General features: G+C 33.3%; 24 protein-coding genes and 1 tRNA gene. 23 read left to right on the forward strand and 2 right to left on the reverse strand.

What is annotated here, in order from left to right:
• The coding region (locus Q0409_RS02360) for a cytidine deaminase (protein ID WP_298534707.1) at positions 1-322 on the reverse strand (322 nt) is incomplete at its 3' end.
• Positions 323-559: 237 nt separating this feature from the next.
• Between Q0409_RS02360 and Q0409_RS02365 the strand changes: the two genes are divergently transcribed.
• The 8 genes from Q0409_RS02365 to Q0409_RS02400 all read left to right on the forward strand — a co-directional run bounded on the left by Q0409_RS02365 (position 560) and on the right by Q0409_RS02400 (position 10664).
• Positions 560-1522 (forward strand): RNA-guided pseudouridylation complex pseudouridine synthase subunit Cbf5, encoded by a 963-nt coding sequence (locus tag Q0409_RS02365; protein WP_298534710.1) that lies wholly within the window; start codon positions 560-562, stop codon positions 1520-1522.
• Between the two features lie 41 nt (positions 1523-1563).
• A complete protein-coding gene (locus Q0409_RS02370; protein ID WP_292786647.1) occupies positions 1564-1746 on the forward strand; it encodes a MarR family transcriptional regulator in 183 nt (60 codons plus the stop codon).
• A gap of 445 nt (positions 1747-2191) precedes the next feature.
• Complete coding sequence (glnA, locus tag Q0409_RS02375; RefSeq protein ID WP_298534712.1) at positions 2192-3529, forward strand: type I glutamate--ammonia ligase; 1338 nt, start codon at positions 2192-2194, stop codon at positions 3527-3529.
• Positions 3530-3824: 295 nt separating this feature from the next.
• A complete protein-coding gene (locus Q0409_RS02380; protein ID WP_298534714.1) occupies positions 3825-4742 on the forward strand; it encodes a glutamine amidotransferase in 918 nt (305 codons plus the stop codon).
• A 15-nt stretch (positions 4743-4757) separates the two neighbouring features.
• Positions 4758-5411 carry a tributyrin esterase gene (locus Q0409_RS02385; protein WP_298534716.1) on the forward strand — a complete coding sequence of 218 codons (654 nt, stop codon included), beginning with the start codon at positions 4758-4760 and terminating at the stop codon, positions 5409-5411.
• 11 nt (positions 5412-5422) lie between these two features.
• Positions 5423-6520, forward strand: a complete 1098-nt coding sequence (locus Q0409_RS02390; RefSeq protein WP_298534719.1) for a Coenzyme F420 hydrogenase/dehydrogenase, beta subunit C-terminal domain — start codon at positions 5423-5425, stop codon at positions 6518-6520.
• Entirely contained in the window at positions 6520-8001 is a 1482-nt protein-coding gene (locus Q0409_RS02395) for a glutamate synthase-related protein (protein ID WP_298534721.1), read from the forward strand. The genes Q0409_RS02390 and Q0409_RS02395 overlap by 1 nt, the downstream gene beginning before the upstream one ends.
• Before the next feature lie 20 nt (positions 8002-8021).
• Positions 8022-10664 carry a PEP/pyruvate-binding domain-containing protein gene (locus Q0409_RS02400; RefSeq protein WP_298534723.1) on the forward strand — a complete coding sequence of 881 codons (2643 nt, stop codon included), beginning with the start codon at positions 8022-8024 and terminating at the stop codon, positions 10662-10664.
• A 329-nt stretch (positions 10665-10993) separates the two neighbouring features.
• Here the strand turns inward: Q0409_RS02400 and Q0409_RS02405 are convergent, their stop codons facing one another.
• Positions 10994-11551 carry a PsbP-related protein gene (locus tag Q0409_RS02405; RefSeq protein WP_298534726.1) on the reverse strand — a complete coding sequence of 186 codons (558 nt, stop codon included), beginning with the start codon at positions 11549-11551 and terminating at the stop codon, positions 10994-10996.
• Positions 11552-11881: 330 nt separating this feature from the next.
• Here Q0409_RS02405 and Q0409_RS02410 point away from each other — a divergent pair, with 330 nt between their 5' ends.
• From Q0409_RS02410 to rpsB, 15 genes are all read left to right on the forward strand, one after another.
• The gene (locus Q0409_RS02410; protein ID WP_298534729.1) at positions 11882-12394 is read left to right on the forward strand and encodes an SHOCT domain-containing protein; all 513 of its coding nucleotides are present in this window, start codon (positions 11882-11884) and stop codon (positions 12392-12394) included.
• 78 nt (positions 12395-12472) lie between these two features.
• Positions 12473-13315, forward strand: coding sequence for a hypothetical protein (locus Q0409_RS02415; protein WP_298534732.1), 843 nt, complete (start codon positions 12473-12475; stop codon positions 13313-13315).
• A 315-nt stretch (positions 13316-13630) separates the two neighbouring features.
• Positions 13631-13715: transfer RNA gene (locus Q0409_RS02420), tRNA-Ser, on the forward strand.
• Between the two features lie 456 nt (positions 13716-14171).
• Positions 14172-14621: a 30S ribosomal protein S13 gene (locus tag Q0409_RS02425; RefSeq protein ID WP_298534735.1), complete on the forward strand. Its 450-nt coding sequence runs from the start codon at positions 14172-14174 to the stop codon at positions 14619-14621.
• A gap of 90 nt (positions 14622-14711) precedes the next feature.
• Positions 14712-15248 carry a 30S ribosomal protein S4 gene (locus Q0409_RS02430; protein WP_292778352.1) on the forward strand — a complete coding sequence of 179 codons (537 nt, stop codon included), beginning with the start codon at positions 14712-14714 and terminating at the stop codon, positions 15246-15248.
• 11 nt (positions 15249-15259) lie between these two features.
• The gene (locus Q0409_RS02435) at positions 15260-15652 is read left to right on the forward strand and encodes a 30S ribosomal protein S11 (RefSeq protein WP_067145940.1); all 393 of its coding nucleotides are present in this window, start codon (positions 15260-15262) and stop codon (positions 15650-15652) included.
• A 12-nt stretch (positions 15653-15664) separates the two neighbouring features.
• The gene (locus tag Q0409_RS02440) at positions 15665-16498 is read left to right on the forward strand and encodes a DNA-directed RNA polymerase subunit D (RefSeq protein ID WP_298534738.1); all 834 of its coding nucleotides are present in this window, start codon (positions 15665-15667) and stop codon (positions 16496-16498) included.
• 2 nt (positions 16499-16500) lie between these two features.
• A complete protein-coding gene (locus Q0409_RS02445) occupies positions 16501-16866 on the forward strand; it encodes a 50S ribosomal protein L18e (protein ID WP_295604679.1) in 366 nt (121 codons plus the stop codon).
• A gap of 23 nt (positions 16867-16889) precedes the next feature.
• Positions 16890-17315 carry a 50S ribosomal protein L13 gene (locus Q0409_RS02450; RefSeq protein ID WP_295604854.1) on the forward strand — a complete coding sequence of 142 codons (426 nt, stop codon included), beginning with the start codon at positions 16890-16892 and terminating at the stop codon, positions 17313-17315.
• 72 nt (positions 17316-17387) lie between these two features.
• The gene (locus tag Q0409_RS02455; RefSeq protein WP_292778341.1) at positions 17388-17786 is read left to right on the forward strand and encodes a 30S ribosomal protein S9; all 399 of its coding nucleotides are present in this window, start codon (positions 17388-17390) and stop codon (positions 17784-17786) included.
• A 218-nt stretch (positions 17787-18004) separates the two neighbouring features.
• On the forward strand, positions 18005-18175 hold the full coding sequence (locus tag Q0409_RS02460; RefSeq protein ID WP_067145950.1) for a DNA-directed RNA polymerase subunit N: 171 nt from the start codon (positions 18005-18007) through the stop codon (positions 18173-18175).
• A gap of 118 nt (positions 18176-18293) precedes the next feature.
• Positions 18294-18512, forward strand: a complete 219-nt coding sequence (locus tag Q0409_RS02465; RefSeq protein ID WP_298534741.1) for a DNA-directed RNA polymerase subunit K — start codon at positions 18294-18296, stop codon at positions 18510-18512.
• Positions 18513-19067: 555 nt separating this feature from the next.
• Positions 19068-20315, forward strand: a complete 1248-nt coding sequence (gene eno, locus Q0409_RS02470; RefSeq protein WP_298534743.1) for a phosphopyruvate hydratase — start codon at positions 19068-19070, stop codon at positions 20313-20315.
• A gap of 126 nt (positions 20316-20441) precedes the next feature.
• Positions 20442-20633: a 4Fe-4S dicluster domain-containing protein gene (locus Q0409_RS02475; RefSeq protein ID WP_012955717.1), complete on the forward strand. Its 192-nt coding sequence runs from the start codon at positions 20442-20444 to the stop codon at positions 20631-20633.
• 133 nt (positions 20634-20766) lie between these two features.
• Positions 20767-21363 carry a 30S ribosomal protein S2 gene (gene rpsB / locus Q0409_RS02480; protein WP_292778329.1) on the forward strand — a complete coding sequence of 199 codons (597 nt, stop codon included), beginning with the start codon at positions 20767-20769 and terminating at the stop codon, positions 21361-21363.
• Positions 21364-21597 lie beyond the last annotated feature (234 nt).

The raw sequence follows: 21597 nt of genomic DNA on the forward strand, positions 1-21597 counted from the left end.
TTGTTGAGCCAAGCATCTCGTTTCTGCTTGCACTGAGCATTGCGTTCTGTTCGGCATGGACTGAAAAGCAGTCATTATAGTTTCCTGAATTTGATGGGAGGTTCATTCTTTGGCAAGTTCCTCTGTCACAACAGTTTTCCTCTCCTCTTGGGTTTCCATTGTAACCTGTACTAACTATTTCATCGTTATTAACTATTACAGCTCCATAGCGTCTTTTTAAGCAAGTGCTTCTTTTTGATACAGCAAGTGCGATTGCAAGATAATATTCAGTTTTGCTCATACGGTTTGATTCATTTTCAATTTTGGATTTTTCATCTGCCATATTATTTCTCCATATTTTCTCCATTTCTTTAACTATTCTTATTATTTATAATCGTTTATTATTATAGTTTTTTGTAGGATTATTTTTTAAAATTCTTTATTTAATTTTTAATCACCAATTAAATCATAAATTAAATCATTAATAAATCATTAATTAAATTTATTTATTATAAAAATCTTATTTTATATTATATAAAAATCTTATTTTTAAAAACTTTTAGCTATTGGAGAAATGATTATGGAAGATTACTTAATTAAATCAAACGTTGAAACCAACCCTGAATATGGGTGCAATCCATATGAAAGGCCTATAGATGAACACATAGCTAAAGGTATAATCAATTTGGACAAGCCATCTGGTCCTACTTCTCATGAAGTTGACTCTTGGGTAAAGAGAATACTTGGCTGCAAGAAGACAGGGCATGGTGGAACACTTGACCCTAAAGTAACTGGAGTATTACCTATTGGTATTGACAATGCAACAAGAGTCAGTCAACTTCTTCTTCCAGCAGGCAAGGAATATGTATGTCTCATGACTCTGCACAAAAATATTCCAGAAGATCAAATAAAAGAGATATTCGATGAATTTACTGGTAAGATATACCAAACACCACCAGTTAAATCAGCCGTCAAACGTGAATTAAGGGTAAGAAATATTTATTACTCCACCATTTACGAAATTGAAGGCAAGGATGTCCTATTTAGAATAGGTTGTGAAGCAGGAACATATGTCAGAACCTATTGTCATGATATTGGTGAAGCTTTAGGCTGTGGAGCGCATATGGCTGAGCTTAGAAGAACAAGGGTAGGTCCATTTGATGAACGAAACAATGACCTTGTAAACTTACACGACCTTACGGATGCATATCATTTTTACATTGAAGATGGTGATGAATCATACATAAGGAAAGCCATTCAACCAATGGAAGTTGCAAGCTCTCACCTTCCGCAGATATTCATTAAGGATTCTGCCGTTGAAGCCATTTGCCAAGGGGCAAAACTTGGTGCAGGTGGAATAGCTAAATTATCCAAAGATATTCAAAAAGGCAACCTAGTTGCCATCAAATCATTAAAAGGAGAATTAGTTGCTGCAGGAACCTCTCTATTTTCATCTCAAGAGATAATGAATGCAGATTCTGGACTTGTTGTTGATACAAATAAGGTCTTTATGGATACCGGAATTTATCCAAAAGGATGGTAATGATTATAATTATAAATTCATAAAATTAAAATGGTGATAAAATGTCTGATAAAGATAAAGTAATTGAAGCATTTAAAAACTCTGAAGAACCTTTAAACGCTACTAAAGTTAGTGAAATTTCAGGTGTAGAAAAGAAAGAAGTCGATAAAATCATGAAAGAATTGAAAAAAGATGAAACCATTGTTTCTCCAAAAAGATGTTATTGGACTCTTGCAGACAAATAGTTTCATTTTAAATCTTTAATCTTTTTTTAATATTTTATTTTTCACTATTTTTTTATTTTTTAATATTTTTTATTTTTTTCCGTCCTTCCGACTTTTTTTTAAAAAATACCCTATTTTTTAAAATTTTTCTTCAATTAATCTATTTTTGTAAATTGCTCTTATTTTCATTTTTATCAAACATATTTTTCTTTAATTAATTTTTCACTGAACAAACATCTATTTTAACTAATATTAAGTGAAAATAGCTTGAAAATATTGAAAATATTTATTTAAATCTATTTTTATTGTTCATTTTTTATTCAAAATATTTATATATTAATAGTGATAAATTATAGTAGGAAGGAAGTTTCCTTCCGACTATGAATTCAATAAAATTTTTAGTCGAAGGGGTTCCAATTTCCATTTTTTCAAGAATGGATGATATCTCAAAAAAGGAAGTGAAAAGATGTCAGTAAAAGACGAAAAATTAGACCAAATTATTAAAACAGTCGAAGCAAATGATATAAAATTTTTGAAATTGCAACTATCAGACATTCATGGATTGCCAAAAAGCATGGCAGTTCCTCTTAAAAGAGCTGATGACATTGAAGATATCGTAAATGATGGATTATTGTTTGACGGTTCATCAGTAGCAGGATTAGCTTCAATCAATGATAGTGATTTACTTGCAAAACCAGATATCAACACCTTCTCAACAATTCCATGGAGACCTGAATCAAAAGGAACCAGTAGATTCATATGTGATATCTTCACTACAGAAGGAAAACCATATGATGGTGATCCAAGAGGAGTGCTTAAAAAAGCATTGGAAAAAGCAGAAAAAAGAGGATATCAATTCAATATGGGTCCTGAACCAGAATTCTTCATTATCAAAGAGGATGAAAACGGAAATTACATCCCTGCGGATGAAGCGGAATATTTTGATGTAGAGCCATTGGACCAAGGTACTGACATTAGAAGAGAAATCGTATTCGGTTTAGAGCAATTAGGTTTTGATGTTGAAGTAAGCCACCATGAAGTGGCAGCAGGACAGCATGAAGTGGACTTCAAATATGCTGATGCTTTAAAAACAGCTGATGCTGTAATCACATTTAAGGAAGCTGTAAAAGCAGTAGTTCACAACTTAGGATTTAAAGCAACATTCATGCCAAAACCATTCTTGGGAATCAATGGTAGTGGAATGCATTGTAACCAAAGCCTATTCAAAGACGGCAAAAACATTTTCTATGATCCAAACACTGAAAACCAAATTTCACAGGAAGCATTATACTTCATCGGAGGATTATTGAAACATGCACAGGCTTTATCAGCAATCCTATCCCCAACAGTTAACTCTTATAAACGTTTAGTTCCTGGTTATGAAGCACCATGTTACATAGCTTACGGATTTAAAAACAGGTCAACTTTACTTAGAATTCCTGCATCCCGTGGATTAGGTACAAGAATCGAATGCAGATCACCTGACCCTTCATGTAACCCATACTTAGCATTTGCAGTATTGCTTGAAGCAGGTTTAGATGGTTTGGACAATAAGATGGATCCTGGTGAACCAACTGAAGAAAACTTGTTTGCATTAACTGAAGATGAGATTGTCCAAAGAGGCATCAGTAACTTGCCAACAAGTTTATGGGAAGCATACCATGCATTGGAACAGGATGATGTAGTTAAAAATGCTCTTGGAGAAAAAGTGTTTGACCAATTCTACACCATCAAAAGAGCTGAATGGGATGCTTACAGAATACAAGTATTCGATTATGAAAGAAATCAATACTTAGACGTTTAGACTATTCCTTTTTTGAATATTGGTGGTCAATCTAAAGATTTTTCTTTAGTTTGACTACCTCTCAAAAAGTTAAATGGTTTTTGAAATTTAGAATTATTTTTTTAAGGCATATTGTAATTTTAAACAATTAAAAGGCATATTGTAATTTTAAAATTATTTTTAAAGGCATATGTAATTTTAGAATTACTTTTTTTAATATATTCGGATTAACACATTCGGATGACATATTTAGATGATTAGTATATATTAGGCATATGTACGTGTATTCACCGATTATTTTATTGGAGGTAGAGAAATGTGTGGAATAGCAGGTGTAATATACAAAGATAAAAAAACTCACCCTGTAGGAGAAGCATTGACATCAATGCTTGAATCATTGCAGCATAGGGGTCCGGATTCCGCAGGTTATGCAATCTACGGCAGTTTGGATTTTCCTGAAAACTATTATCAATTAAACATTGAAGTGAAAAGAAGAAGAGGCGCATTAGACAACTTAAAATCATTATTAAATCAAATAAGCCCAATATTTGAAGAGCAATTGATTGAGTCTGTAGGAGACTCAGATGTATATAAATGCAAAATAGCATTGGATGAATTTTCCCTTTTAAAACCATGCATTAACGAAATAGATGATTTGGAAAATGTAAGGGTTATCAACGGTTCACATTCATTTGAAATGATCAAGGATACAGGAAAAGTAAAGGACATTGCAGAACGTTTCAATGTTTCAAGCAGAATGGGAACACATGGAATAGGCCATACTCGTTTTGCAACAGAAAGTGGTGTTGACCGTTATCATGCACACCCATATCAAAGCTACATCATACCTGACATAACTGTGGTGCATAATGGGCAAATCACCAATTACTGGAAAATAAGAGACCCATTGGAAAGGAAAGGACACACTTTTGAATCATTTAATGATACAGAGTGCATTGTTCATTATATGGCAGATAAACTTGATCAAGGCTACAAATTGGAAGAGGCATTGGATCAAGCGGTAATTGATTTGGATGGTCCATTTTCCATATTGGTTGGAACACCTAACGGTATTGGAATTGCAAAGGACAAGCTTGGCCTTAGGCCTGGTGTAATGGTGGAAACCGATGAGATATTTGCAGTTGCTTCAGAAGAGATGGCATTGCATGATGTCACAGATTCAGATGAAATAGAACAGATAGCTCCAGGAGAAACAAGAGCTTACACCATATGATAAGGGGTTTTTTCTATGAAAGAATATGTAATTGATGCAAATGGTATGGATGAGAAAGAATTGAACCGCACCATAAAGGAACAAGCTAAATATCATGATAAGCTCATTATCGACAATCCTGATTCTAAACATAATATCTGTGCTGGATTAACTGAAGAAGTGGAGATAGAGATCAATGGTTCTGCAGGATATTTTGTTGGAACAATGGCTCATGGACCAAGGATACACATCACTGGAAATGCTGGCTGGTTTGCTGGAGACAATATGACTGAAGGTGAATTGGTCATTGAAGGTACAGCTGGTGACGGAGCAGGTCAAGGAATCTATGGCGGAACAGTAATTGTTAAAGGTAATGTAGGTTCAAGAACTGGAGAAATCATGAAAGGGGGAACCGTTATCATTGGGGGTAACAGCGGTTTCATGACTGGACTCCTTATGATGGGAGGAAAGCTCATAATACTTGGTGATGTAACTGAGGATGTTGGAGAATCCATCATGAGAGGAACCATTTTTGTTCTTGGAAATGTGAAAAGCTTAGGAAAAAATGCAGTTATGGAAGAAACCACCTCTGAAGACCAAAATGAACTTCAGGAAATCTTGACAGAATACGGTTTCAAACTTGCTGATAAGGATTATGCAAACTTTAAGAAAATTGTTAACATGCAATAGGAGCTGAAAAAATGAGCGAACATAGAATAGCTATGGTGGGAACACCATGTGAAATTATGGCTGCATCCAAACTTCAATATTATACTGATAGCCCTATTGATGTTAAATTGGGCTTATTCTGTATGGAGAATTTTTCATACAAGTACTTTGTAAATCTCTTGAAAGAGTATGACTTGAAAATGGATGACATTGAAAAATTCCAAATTGAGAAAGGATTTGTATTTTTACTTTTAAAAACCAAGGAAACAGTGAAAATACCTCTTTCTGTGGCTAAAAGGATTATTAGGAAAAACTGTAATATTTGTGTTGAACTGACATCAGAAACCTCTGACATTTCAATAGGTTCAATCGGATCTGAGGAAGGCTGGTCAACACTCATAATAAGAACTGAAAAAGGTGAAGAGATAGTAAATGGAGCAATAGAACAGAAATTCATTGAAGCAAAAGACTTTACAGATTCACAATTAGGATTATTGAATAAAATTGCACATACCAAAATAAGCAAAAATCTGGAAACTATAGAAAGAAGGGAATTCTTGGCAAGGCCTGTGTTATACCAAAGGGAAAAGTCAGAGGACTCAATCAATAAGGAGTTCCAAGAAGCGTCATTCTTGGATTTAAGGTCAAATGTCATTGATGTCGGGGCATGTGTGCTCTGTGGAGCATGTGAATATGCATGTCCTCACAATTTGATAACAATTGATGACACCAAACCAAGGATGAAAGGGGAATGTCCTGATGATTGTCATGCATGCTTTGCAGTCTGTCCAAGAACATTTATCCCAGAAGATTTGAGAAATGACAATTCAGAACCAATAGGGGACTTCAAAAAAGTATTGACAGTCAAATCATTAAAGCATACCCAAGGTCAAGACGGGTCCATTGTTACAACATTAATAGACTATTTATTGTCCAATGAAATTGTTACAGAAGCGCTTATTGTTGATAAGGAGGACCATTTAGCTTGGAAACCTTATGCAAAGCTAACAAATGCAATTGATGAGGTAGTTAAATCTGGGGGAACAAAATACTCTGTCTGTCCTGTATTCAAACCATTAGGGGATTTGAAAGAGGATTCAGTCCAAAATATTGATGAGGGGGTAAACTAATGTCATTCACTGTAGAAAGAAAATTGGAAATTTGCAAACAGAGCAATGATAGACCTGGATGTTGCTGGTATTTATGTGACAATCCTCACAAGTCCTCATGTAAAAACTGTTACAGTTGCTATTCAAATTGTCCTCATGGAGTATATGAGGTAATCAATGATGAGCCATTGCCAATACATCAGGAAAATTGTGTAGGGTGTAAGATCTGTGAGGAGATGTGTCCAACACATGCAATATATGTCAGACCCCTTGTTGATGAAGGCAGAGGCGTATGGTCAAATTCAACAATGGTTGAAATCAAACGTAAAAGTCAAACAGGATCATATAAGGTCAGAGGTTGTGGACTCACCAGAAGAATCCCAACTTTTGATGACTTAAGCATATTGCCTGCACAGGTTTCAAGGCCACCAATAGATTCCTATAGGGAAACATGCAAGACTTCAGTGGTTCTTGGAGACAGGTTTGCAGAAAATCCAATTGAAATAGACACTCCTATTATGATTGGAGCAATGTCTTTTGGTGCATTAAGCAAGGAAGCGAAAATAGCATTGGCAATTGGAAGCAGTAAGGTAGGAACAATCACCAATACAGGTGAAGGGGGAATGCTTCCTGAAGAAAGGCATTATGCAGACAAATTGATTGCTCAATATGCATCAGGTCGTTTTGGAGTTTCTGCTAGTTATTTAAACAATGCAGAAGCTGTTGAAATAAAAATAGGTCAAGGTGCAAAATCAGGTATGGGAGGACATTTGCTTTCCCATAAGGTAACTGCAGAAGTGGCTAGAGTTAGAAACATTCCAGAAGGAACCTCTGCATTAAGTCCTGCAAGACATATGGATATTGTCGGACCTGAAGATTTAGGTATGAAAATCAATCAATTAAGGGAAATTACCGATTGGAAAGTGCCTATAATTGTAAAATTTGCATCAGGTAGAGTGGAACAGGATGTAAAGATTGCAGCAAAGGCAGGTGCAGATATAATTGTAGTCGACGGTATGCAAGGGGGAACCGGTGCTGGACCTGAAGTGGTTACAGAACATGCAGGTATTCCTACAATTGAAGCAATTGTAAAGGCTGATGATGCTCTTAAGGACATTAATTTAAGAAGTGAAGTAAGTCTTGTCGCTGCTGGTGGAATAAGATCTGGTGCTGATGTGGCAAAAGCTATTGCTTTAGGTGCAGATGCTGTTTATATCGCTACCTCCGCATTGATTTCCATAGGATGTAAAGTTTGCCAATCCTGTTCTGAAGGTATTTGCCCTAAAGGAATTGCAACACAGGATAGGGTGCTTAGAAGAAGATTGGACCCTATTAGAAAAGGTCAGCAAGTGGCAAACTATATTGAAGCAATGACACAGGAAGTAACATCCTTGACTCAACAGGCAGGAAATACTGATATAGAAAATCTTGAACGTCAGGACTTGGTTGCTTTGACTATGGAAGCTTCACAATTAACAGGAGTACCAATGGTGAGAAATTAAATTAATTAGGAGATATTATTATGGCTGCATTCGAAAGAGTAAAATCAGGGATTCCGGGACTTGATGAAGCTTTAGACAATATTCGTTTAGGAGATAATGTAGTTTGGAATGTAACAAATCTAAATGAATTCTCTTACTTTGTTGATCCTTATGTCAAACAGGCGAAAGAGGATAACAGGAACTTGATTTACATAAGGTTTGCTAATCATCATCCATTGATTGAAATGACAGAAGAGGATTTTAGACTCCTTGAAATGGAAGAGAATAATCCTGAAACCGAGTTTTGCATGATTGAACGTGATGGAATCAAGATATATAAGGTCAATCCATATAATCAATTTGAGACATTTACCTTAGAGGTTCATCGAATTATTGAAAAGGAAGGATTTGATGCATTCTATGTATTTGACTGCTTAAGTGACCTTCAAGCGGTTTGGTCTACCGATTTGATGATGGGAAATTTCTTTAAGGTTACCTGTCCATTTCTGTTCCAATTGGATACTGTAGCATACTTCCCAATCATTCGGGGAAGGCATTCATTTGATGCAATAGCTAAAATCCGTGAAACCACACAGCTATTCCTGAATGTACATTCAAATTCTCCTGAAGAGGTTTATGTTTCTCCACTTAAAGTATGGAACAGATATTCTCAAACAATGTTTTTGGGACATAAGTTTAACCCAAGAACAGGATTTGTCAAGGTCTTGCAGGATGGTCAGGAAGTAAGCAAATATTATAAGACCATAAATGATTCTGACAAGCATCAAAGCGGACAAATCCTGGACAGTTGGGAAAGGTATATGCTTCAGGTTAGAATGAAGTATGCAGAGGGTCAGAATATCGATGATGAGTGCGATAAGATTTGTGAACTGATGATGACAAAAGATGAGAAGATGCTTTCCAAAATAAAGGAATACTTCACTTTTGAGGATTACATCACAATCTACGATCGCCGTGTAGGAAGCGGTTTGGTAGGTGGTAAGTCCTGCGGTATGCTTCTTGCAAGAAAGATAATCGAAAAGGAACGCCCTGACATATATAGCAATCTTGAACCGGATGATTCATTTTACATTGGCTCAGATTTATTCTACACATACATTGTTTCAAATGACTTATGGGACCTTCGGGTAAAGCAAAGGACCAAGGAAGGTTACTATAAATATGGAAAAGAGTTAGAGGAAGCCCTTAAAAACGGTACTTTTTCCGATGAGATCAAAAAGGGATTCATACAGATTTTGGATTATTTCGGACAAAATCCGATTATTGTCAGATCAAGTAGTTTCCTTGAAGATGGATATGGGAACGCATTTGCAGGAAAATACGAATCAGTTTTCTGTGTAAATAGAGGCAGTCTTGAAGAACGTTTAGCTGCCTTTGAAGAGGCTGTAAAAGTGGTATATTCAAGTACTATGAACATTTCCGCGTTGGAATATAGGAAAATAAACGATTTGGATGATACTGATGAGCAAATGGCTCTTTTGGTCCAAAGGGTTTCAGGTTCCTATTATGGAGACTATTTCTTCCCAACTGCTGCAGGTGTAGGATTTTCATACAGCCCATATTCTCCACTGCCTGATATGGACAACAGCAAAGGAATGCTAAGGTTGGTAATGGGTCTTGGTACAAAAGCTGTTGACAGGACTAAAAAGGATTATCCTAGAATAATCAATCTTGACAAGCCTGAAGTGACTATGGTGAAGGACATTAGGGAAAAGCACAGATATTCTCAACACTATCTGGATGTAATTGATTTAAAGAACATAAGTTTGCATGATATTCCTGTTGGTGACGGTTTGGATGTTATTCCAAGATATGCGAAAAGGGTTCTTGTTGAACATGACCGTGAAGCGGAGAGAATGTTCCGTGACCGTGGTGAGCGCCGTGAAATCGTCTTTGTCAATTGCGAGGGGCTTGTGAAAAATCAGGAATTCATTGATGAGATGAAGGAAATAATGAATATATTGGAAACCGCTTATGATTATCCTGTGGACATAGAATACACAGTTAATGTTGGAGAGGACAATTCATTCAATGTAAACCTATTGCAATGCAGACCTCTGCAGGTTTCAATAAACAATGAAGCCATTGAAATGCCGGAGGATAAGAATGTCTTCTTCCATATCAAGGAATCTTCAATGGGTATGTCAAGAAAGAATGATATAGACACAATCTGCTATGTCGATCCACATAAGTATTATGAATACCCATATGCTCAGAAAAGTTCAATATCTCATGTAATCAATGATGTGAATGCCTATTGCAAGGAAAATGGAAAGACTGCAATTCTTATTGTTCCTGGAAGAATTGGTACTTCCTCTCCAGAGTTAGGAATTCCAGTGGTATTTGCTGACATCAGCTATTTCTCTGCAATTCTGGAGGAATCTTACAGTGAAGTTGGATATATGCCTGAGTTATCCTTTGGAAGCCATATGTTCCAGGACTTGGTGGAAGCGGAAATATACTATGGTGCATTGTTTGAAAATGAGAAAAATATTGAATTCAATAAGGATATGATTTATAATCATCAAAACATCCTAAAGGAGATAAATCCTAATCTAAGCGAGGAAATTTATGATATGATACATGTCATAGACTTTGGTGAAGACAAGGCGGAATTCTATCATGACATGAATAAGGATGAGACCTTGTGTGTTTTCAATTAGTAAATTGGAAATGCAAATAAAATTCATATTGGAAAACATTAATTGTTTTCGGGCAGGCGGGAGGGACATATGCCTTTTTATTTGCAATAGTTCTTTTTTGCACAAAGAAAATTTGTAAAATAAAATCAAAACATAGGACAAAATGTGATTAGTGACCCTATCTGAATTTTTAGAGTTTATTTTTTCAGTTAGGGTTATTTTTCACATTTTTTTTAATTTTTAATTTATAATTTTTATTTTTCTATTAGTTTTATCTGTTTTTTTTTTTAAAAAATAACTTAGATTAGATTCAAGTTTTTTATTTTCTAATTAAAAAAATAGTTTAAGAATTATATTCTCTCGTATGAATCTCCGTCTACTTTAAAAGCTGGTTTTAGAATCTTAAATGTTTGAATGACATCTACAAAAGACTTTACCGCCATTTGATCCCTATTGTTTTTGGTATAGAGTTCAAGAGAATATAAATTGTTGTCTTTTAAAATGGAGTATTGTTCTACTTCCAATCCTTCCTTTGTCAAATAAATCATGTCCCAAATTCCATACTTATCAAAAGTTTCCATTCCTGACTGTTGAATTTCACATTCTTTTGCTTTTAAATCGGTTTCTACAAGTTCTTTCAATTCTTCAACAGTATTTACCAAACATGGTTGTATGGATATTTTTACAATGGAATTGTTGTTTTTGTTTAGCAATACACGGACAGTGAATTCATCTTCATCTTCGTTTTTAAGTTCCTGCCATAAGAATGGATATTCAAAGCTAACGTATCCGTTGTTAAATCCTTTTTTCATTTGCCTTAATGTCTCTTCTGCACTAAGTGTTTTAGGTTCCCCATTTTCATCATTGCCTAATTCCAATACAAATCTATCCTTGTTTCCTTTAACCATTTAAATCACAATCATTATTTTTAACAAAATATTCTAGCTATTTTTAGCTATTCTTTGATAAATATTTTCAAGTTTAATTAATTTTAAAAATTTTAAAATTTTAATTAATGTTTCTTCTAATATAATTTATCAATTTATCATTAATTAATTTAATTGTAAATCTTAACTTTTTCTAATTCTTAACCTTCTTTAAGATAAATTTATATGTTTTTAAAATGTTATATTGTATTAATAAGATAATGTTTAAGATAATATTTAAAATAATGTTTAAGGAAATCTTTTAATAATGTTTGATAATGTTTTTTTAAAATATTTTAGGTTTTTGATACTATGGGAAGATTAGGTTTTTTATTCAATCCGGACGGAAACATGCCTAAAGGTGAGATTAAATCAAGGGATGTGGAATTTGATTTCTTAGGATTGTTGACTGAAAACATTGATGGGAATGATAATAAATCCAATGGAGCAATCAAGTTGGATGAGGATTCCATTTACATCGAATTGAGAAGCAGATTGAACGGAAAGGTCAAGGATGCATTTGAAATAGCTTATGATGATTTGAATGCAGAAGACATTGATAGAGTAGCTGACAATAAGGTTCAATTGAATTTAGAGGATAAGACTATTCAGCTTAAGACTTTAGACCATGACATGCTAAACAATTTTGAAACCAGATTAAAGAACAAGTTAAATACAGGTTCCTTTGTACCTGAAGAGGAAAAAATAAGGCATGTGATTGCAGATGTTCCTGCAGAGATAAGAAAGTATCATGATTTATTGAAAGATGGAATAATCACTGCAGAGGAATTTGAAAAGAAGAAAAAGGAATTGTTGAATAACTGATTCTAAATTTTTATAACTGATTCTATATTTTTACTTACTTTACTTACTTTTTACTTACTTCAAATGCTTGGTGATATTATGGAAATAAAGTCTATACCTGAAATAATCAAGGAAATGGATTATTTGGTTAAAGAAGAGAAATTTGATGAAGCCTATCAGTTTGCAAAGGAAAACATCAATTTGAATAAGGAATATGTTGAAGGAGAATACATATTCAAAAATCTTCTTGAAGAGCTATTGTTCCAAATCACTATCAAAAAGGAGATAAAAAGAAAATATCCTCTCATGTTGGACTATTCTACATTGTACTCCAATTATGGAAATGTATTGTTGCATTTCAATGAGTATGAAAATGCCCTAAAATCTTTTAAATTATCTTATAATTACAATCCTGTCAATGTAAAAGCTATTTTTGGATTATGTGAACTTCATAGGATTGAAGAAAACTGGGATGAGTTTTATAAGCTCACTATCCAATCCTTCAAATATGATTACTCTCTTGAGGATCTTTCCAAATCATTTGAAAACTTGTCCATTTATTATTTTAATGAGTATCATGCATCCAATGATGATGAGAATCTGAAATTGGCTATCTATTTAAGCAGATTAGCTCAATATTATGATGGTTCTAATGATTTCACTGATAAAATAGCTATTGAATTTGATGATGATTCTTTAAACAATTATGATCAAAGCATTGAAGAGATAAAGGATTACCTTAAATCAAAAGGATTGCCATACGGTCCTAGCATTGAAGTCATTACAATATGCAAGAATCTTGGATTCCAATTGGATGAAGATAAGAAAGTTGTTCCTGCATTGTTCTATTTCAATATTGCATATGATTTAACAAGAGATCCTGCAATTAAAGATGTGATTGATGATTTGGAAGCTAAAGTTGAAAGAAAATTAAATGAATAATGATTTGGCTGAAAATTTGTTTTTCATTAAATGATAAATGTGGTAAGAATTGTCTTTTTTTAAAATTTTTTATTTTTTCAAAATTGAAAAATACCCAATTAAAGTTCTAATATATAAACTTTACTATGAATTTCCAAAAAATCTTTAAATATTATTAAGTTCAATATTAATTTGTGCTTATGATTTTGACTTTTGTGCTGTTTTTTAAAAAATTAAGGTCAAAAATTCAAAACCTTTATATACTATTAATTACTTATATTTTTATATCAGTGAATTATATATTAGACAGTACTATGTCTGATATGTTACTAGATTGCCGAGATAGTCTAGCCTGGTAAGGCGCGGGACTGGAAATCCCGTGAGGGTTCACCTCGCCTGGGTTCAAATCCCAGTCTCGGCGTTTATTAGTGTATAGCAATTTAATATAATTCTATTTAATAGGATTATTATTAATGATAATATCACTTTTATCAAATTATCATTAAGGTAAATCCGATTCAAATAAGCTTTACGAATTGGATTTATTTAGTTTGCTTTTTTTTAATTAGTTAAATTATAATCTAGCTATGGCTTTAAAAGTTTATTAGTAATTTATTGAGTATTAAGTTACTCTATCTTTTAGTAAGCTGAGCGTAGTTATTATTTAATTAGAATTATTAAATGTGCTTGAAACTGATATGAACTCTTGGTTAGCATTGGTTAAATGGCTTATGTTTAAGCTATTAGACTATTGTTAGACTAAGTTTTACATTGTTGAAAAAACTGTGCTTTAAAATAAAGCATTCGAATCCGCTAAATTTTTTAAATAACGTCTCGTGGGTTCGCTCCAAAGAAAAATAATATGGAGGTTACTTTAATGGAAGACGACTTTAAGCACTTAGTGCGTATATCCAGAAAGGACGTAGATGGTAACAAAACTATCCAACATGCTTTAACTGATATTAAAGGTATTGGATTATCCTTATCTAGATCTATCTGTCTTACCTTAGGTTTAAATACTGATGACCAAATCGGTTACATCTCTGAAGAAGATGTTTCTAAAATTGAAGCACTCTTAGAAAATCCTCAAGAATACAATATTCCTGATTGGATGTTAAACAGACGTAACGATTACGCTACTGGTGACGACCTTCATTTGATTGAATCTGATCTTGACATGACTTTAAGAGATGATTTAAACAGAATGAAAAAGACCAGAAGCTACAAAGGTAGAAGACACGAAGTTGGTTTACCAGTTAGAGGACAAAGAACTAAATCTACTTTCAGACACAGTTCCACTGTCGGTGTAAGTCGTAGAAGAAGATAATTTCTATCTTTTAACGGACTTGTATAGGGTAAATCGAAATTTTATATAGATTTATAATAATTGATTATATTAAGATAAGGAGATGTGATTATGGGACATCCAAGAAAAGCAAGGAAAAAGTATGATACACCACCTCATCCTTGGAATGCAGAAAGAATTAAAACTGAAAATAAATTAATGTCTAAATACGGCTTAAAAAACAAAAAGGAAATTTGGAAAGCTGATACTTTAGTTAGAAAATACAGTAGGGAAGCAAGATACTTACTCGGTTTCTCTCAAGATCAAGTGAAAGTTGAAACAGAAGAATTATTAGGACACTTGAAAAGATCAGGAATCCTTGATGAAAACGCTCACTTAGAAAACATTCTTGATTTAACTGTTGAAGATATTTTAAGAAGAAGATTACAAACTATAGTTTTCCAAAAAGGTTTAGCTCGTACTGCTAAAGAAGCAAGAATGTTTGTAGTACACGGACACATTGCTTTAAACGGTAAGAAATTAAATTCTCCAAGTTACGTAGTAAAAAGAGGAGAAGAAGAAGCAGTTGGTTTCTACCACTCTTCCCCAGTAGCTAAACAGATTGAAGAATACAATAAAGCAGCAACTCAAGCTGGAGAAAATCAATAAGGTGTGTAATTATGGCAAAAGACGAAAAATGGGGAATAGCTAATATTTATTCATCCTTTAACAATACTATCTTAACTGTAACTGATATTACCGGAGCAGAAACTATCTGTCAATGGTCTGGTGGTAAAGTAGTTCGTGCAGACAGACAACAATCCTCTCCTTTTGCAGCAATGGAAGCAGCAAACAGAGCAGCTGAAGATGCAAAAGAAAAAGGTTTTGTCGGATTACATATTAGAGTAAGAGCTCCTGGTGGAAATGGTCCTAGAAGTCCAGGTCCTGGTGCACAAGCAACCATTCGTGCATTAGCAAGAGCTGGAATCAAAATTGGTAAAATTGAAGATATCACTCCTATACCTCATGATGGTACTGGAAGACCAGGCGGTAAAAGAGGAAGAAGAGTATAAGAAGGGTTTAATATGAAAATTGATGTCAAAGAGCAAGATGAAAATTCAATGACTTTTATAGTCAGAGATGCAGAAGTTCCTTTTGTTAATGCTATTAGAAGAATTGCTATGATGAAAGTACCAAAATTAGCTATTGAAGATGTATTCATAGTTAAAAATGATTCTGCAATGTTTGATGAAGTATTAGCTCACAGATTAGGTTTAACTCCTTTAGTTTCTGATGCAGAATCTATTGAAGGCTTAGTACTTCCAGAAGATTGTGATTGCGATAGTGAAAAAGGAGAATACTGTCCAAGATGTAGTGTTTCTTTCTCATTAAGGGAAACCGGACCTAAAACTGTATACTCTAAAGATTTAAAATCTTGTGGTGACTCAAAAATTAAACCAGTATACGATACCATCCCTCTCTTGAAATTGAAAGAGAATCAGGAAGTTGATTTAGAGGCTGTAGCAAAATTAGGAATTGGTAAAGACCATGCAAAATGGGTTCCAACCACTGTTTGTGCTTATAAACAATATCCAGAAATTGAAACTGAAGAAAAAGTTGACAGCACTGTTGCTACTGCAGTTGTTGATGCATGTCCTAGAGGAGTGCTCGATTTTGACAGCGATGAAGGAAAGATTGAAGTTGTCGATATTGAAAACTGCTCACTTTGTAAAGCTTGTGTAAGGGCAGCAAAAGCAGCAGAATCTAAATGTATCACTGTTGGGTATCGTGAAAATGATTTTATTTTTAAAATTGAAACTGATGGATCAATGCCTCCTAAAGAGGTTTTATTAAAAGCTTGTGATGTTTTAGATGCTAAAACAGATGAGTTTATCACATTTAGTGAAGGAGGAAGCTAATAATGGCTAGAGAAATTAAGAAAACTAATCCTAACCTTATTGACCTTATTTACAATCTTAGAAAACAGTCTTATGAGGAAGAAGTAGGTATCTGGAAAGAAGTAGCTATCAAACTTGAAAAGCCTTGCAGAAACCAAGCTGAAGTAAGCCTTTCTCATATTAACAAACACACTGTTGAAGGAGAAACTGTGGTTATTCCAGGTAAAGTATTATCTGACGGTAAATTAGATCACAAAGTTACTATAGCAGCATTAGGATTTACTAAAAACGCTGAAGCAAAAATAGAAAAATTTGGCAGTGAAGCTCTTTCTATTGCAGAACTTGCAGAAGCAAATCCTAAAGGTAGCAATGTAAAAATTATGTTATAAGCTAAAGGATTGGTGTAAAAATGATGATTATTAACGGTGAAGGACATATTTTAGGAAGACTTGCTAGTGTAGTCAGCAAGCAACTTCTCGAAGGCGAAGAGATTGTAGTTCTCAACGCTGAAAAAATAATGTTAACTGGTAATAAAGATTGGGCTTACGCTAAGTACAAACAAAGAGTAGACAGAGCATCTATCTCTAACCCTCGTGACTTAGGTCCTAAATACCCAAGAAGACCAGAAGATATATTCAGAAGAACCGTAAGAGGTATGTTACCTATGAAAAAAGCAAAAGGTAAAACTGCTTTCAAAGGATTCAAAGCATTTGTAGGTGTACCTGAAGAGTATGCTGATGCTGAACTTATAACCATGCCTGAAGCTGAATATAACGACATTAAAAAAGGAATGGAATTAGGAGAAATCTCTAAACTTTTAGGAGCTAAATTCGAATAGATTTAGTGAAAGTTTGATTTGTTCTAATTAAGGATTATTATACGAATTATATTAAATAATGGAGTAATTGATATGAAAGTTGTTCATACAAGCGGTAAGCGTAAAACAGCTATTGCAAGAGGTACTGTAAGAGAAGGTACTGGTAAAGTAAGAATCAATAAAGTTCCTTTAGAACTTTATTCTCCAGAACTTGCACGTTTAAAATTAACCGAACCATTAGAATTAGCTGGAGATGTTGCTAACCAAGTGGACATTTCCATCAGAGTTAATGGTGGAGGAGTTATGGGCCAAGCTGAAGCTGCACGTATGGTAATTGCAAAAGGTTTAGTTCAATGGACTCAAGACATGGACTTAAAAGAGATCTACACTCAATATGACAGAACCATGTTAGTAGGTGACCCAAGACGTTCTGAACCTAAAAAATACGGTGGTCCTGGAGCTAGAGCTCGTAAACAAAAAAGTTACAGATAATTTTTATACATTATGTATTTAATATAAATTTTACAATTCCTTTAAATAGGGCGTCCTGTCTTTTTTGAAGTTTGTAAAATTTATCAAATTCTCTGTAAGTATTTTCTAATCTTTTTAATTTTTCATTTGAGATTGGAAAAAGTTGTAAAATTTAATTTGATTATTTCATATTCTTTAATTATGAAATATGTTTTATATAAAAAGGAAATGATGATTATATGATACCTATACGATGTATAAGTTGTGGAAAACCCGTTTCTGCATATTTTGATGAATACAACCGCAGATTAGCTGATGGTGAAGAGTCAAAAGATATTTTGGATGATATGGGTATTACAAGATATTGTTGTAGAAGAATGTTAATTTCTCATGTTGAAACTTGGGAATAATCTTTATCCTTTTTTATTTTTTATTTTAGGCTTAAATGATTATTTTATCAATTTGGGAATTAATTAGCTATTAATAGTTTATACAATTGATTATTGTTTAATAATTAGGAGTTAAATAATGGCTGCAAATAAAGACAATACAAAAAAATTAACAAGATTCGAAAAGGCTAGAGTTTTAGGTGCAAGAGCTATTCAGCTTTCCATGGGCGCAAAGCCTATGAAACACAAGGAAATTGAAAAATTCCTTAAAAGTTCCAAATCTCTTGATCCTATTGACATAGCTACTAAGGAACTTGAATTAGGCATTTTGCCTTTAAACGTTAGACACAAAGAATAAATCATTTATTCTTTTATCTATTCTTTTTTATTTTAAAAAAGAATTTAAAAATCAGTATAACTGTTCTTTTTATTTAAAAAGAATTTTATATATTTAATGATTAAGTATTTAAGTGATAAATTACTTAATAATATTATAAATAAATTATTAAAATTATTTAATTTAGATTTTAAATCATATAATTTATTTAAATTTATTTATTTCTTTAAATTAAGAATATCATATGCAATCTATAAATCAACCTTCTAGTTTTTTTATGATTATTAAATCCATTATAGATTTTATGGTAAGACGAATTGAATAAGGATTCTTTTGAATCTCATTGGTAAATTGATTATTGATTAATTGTATTGATAATGAATTATTGATTATTTAATGATCATTAGTTAATTTGAACCTTATAGTCAATATTAGGCTTATTTAGTCCGTTGTCATAATAAAACTAGCAAATTGCATACTTAAAATTGCATATTTATTATCTGAAATTTTAAGGAATAGTTAAATTTCATTTATAATATTAATTTAAATATTCTTTATAACCTATGAGGTGTTATTTTGGATAGTGTAATTGAAGATGTTCGTGTTAGAAAGATTTTAGACAGCAGGGGAAATCCTACTGTTGAAGTGGACATAATTACCTGGAACGGATTTGGAAGAGCTGCTGCACCGAGTGGTGCAAGCACTGGTTCTAGAGAAGTCGTTTCTTTCCCAGAAGGCGGAGTGAGTCAAGTAATCACTGAGGTTGAAGATTTAATCTCCTCCGAACTTATTGGTATGGCTGCTGAAGACATTGAGGACATTGATGAAATCCTTAAGGAAATTGATGGAACCGATAACTTGTCTGCAATTGGTGGAAATACCACTGTAGCTGTTTCAATGGCTGCAGCTAAAGCAGCTGCAATGAGTTACAATTTGCCTCTTTACAATTTCTTAGGAGGCAATTTCATTAAGGAAATTCCTTATCCATTAGGAAATATGATGAATGGAGGGGCTCATGCAGGTCCTAATGCACCTGACATTCAAGAGTTCCTTGTTGTTCCTGTTGGAGCAAATGACATTACAGAAGCGGTTTTCGCTAATGTCGAAGTTCATAAAAGATTAAAGGAACTCATAAGCAAAAAAGACCCTAGCTTCACTGGTGGAAAAGGTGATGAAGGAGGATGGATTCCAAACATTACCAATGATCAAGCTTTGGAAATTCAAGCTCAAGCTTGTGAAGAGGTTGGTGACGAGCTTGGTTTTATCATAAAACCTGGTTTGGATATGGCTTCATCTGAATTCTGGAGCGAGGAAGAAGGAAAATATGTCTATGGTCAAGACGGTCTTGAAAGAGACAGCGGTGACCAGGTTGATTATGTAAAAGACTTGATTGAAACTTATCATATGTTCTATGTTGAAGATCCTTTTGATGAGAAAGATTTTGAAGGATTTGCAGAGCTCACTGCAAAGGTAGGCAACAAATGCCGCGTTTGCGGAGATGACTTATTCGTAACCAATAGCGAATTGTTGGCTAAAGGAATTGAAATGAATGCTGCAAATGCAATCATTATCAAGCCAAATCAAATAGGTACTTTAACAGATACTTATGCAACTGTAAGATTAGCTAAAGAGAATGGTGTAATGCCTGTTGTTTCCCACAGATCAGGTGAAACCTGTGATGAAACCATTGCTCACTTGGCAATTGCATTCGGTGCTCCAATGATTAAAACCGGTGCAATTGGTGGTGAAAGAATAGCTAAATTAAATGAACTTATCAGAATTGAAGAGGAAATGTCCAATCCTAGAATGGCTGGTTTATATTAGATTTCTTTTCAATTCAGTTAATCAAATTCAGTTCAAATCATGATTATAGTAAATTTTTGAGCGAGATTTACTTTAATAAGTAGTTAAATTTTAACTAATAAAAAATTAGAAGAAAATGGTGTAAAAATGTCAACTGTTATTATTGATGCAAGCAAATGTGAAAATGCAGATTGTGGTGAATGTGTAGATATGTGTCCTATGGAAATCTTTTCCTTAGACGGAGACAAAATCGTAACTGATCATGAAGACGAATGTACTTTATGTGAAGTATGTGTCGACATGTGTCCTAACGACTGCATTACTATCAAAGATGAATAAATTTGTTGATTTTAGACAAGAGTTCATTTAAAGTCCTTTGGATTTTATTGAATTCTTTTCTTATTTTTTAATTATTCTTAATAATTAAATAAAATTTCAATAAAAATTATGTTTTATATTATATGGTGATAAAGTGTCAGATTTATTAATCCCTTTAGAAAAGTATTTGGCTGCTGGGTTACACATTGGTACCCAACAAAAAACTAGTGACATGGAAAAATACATTTTCCGTGTAAGATCCGATGGTTTATATGTCTTAGACGTTCGTAAAACTGATGAAAGAATCAGAGCTGTTGCTAAATTCTTAGCAAAATACGACCCAGATGACATTTTAGTAGTAGCTACCCGTCAATACGGTCAAGCTCCTGTTAAAAAATTCGGTGAAATCACTGGATGTAAAACCATTCCTGGTAGATTCATCCCAGGTACCTTAACCAACCCACAATACGCTAAATTCATTGAACCTAAAGTTATTGTTGTAACTGACCCAAGATCCGACTCTCAAGCAATTTTAGAATCCAAACAAAACGGTATTCCTGTAGTAGGTTTATGCGATTCTGAAAACTTACTTGCTAACGTAGATATTTGTGTTCCATCTAACAACAAAGGTAGAAAAGCTATAGCTTTAATCTACTGGTTACTTGCAAGACAAATCTTAAGAGAAAGAGGAATTCTTGGCGAAGACGAAGATTTAGACATTGAATCTTCTGACTTTGAATTAAAGTTCTAAATTAATTAATTTTCATTAATTAATTAAAACTTTTTTTCTATATCTTTTTACTTTTTAAACTTTTTAAATTCTATTTTTATCTATTTTTATCTATTATTATCTATTATTATCTATTTTTATCTATTTTTATCTATTTTTATCTATTTTTCAAAATAATTTTCTATTTACCTATTTTTAATATAAATTTTTATATAAGTAAATTAAATCTATATTTAACTGAAAATTAATTATTCA

It is taken from the genome of uncultured Methanobrevibacter sp. (assembly GCF_937898925.1).
In the GTDB taxonomy this organism is placed as follows: Archaea; Methanobacteriota; Methanobacteria; order Methanobacteriales; family Methanobacteriaceae; genus Methanobrevibacter.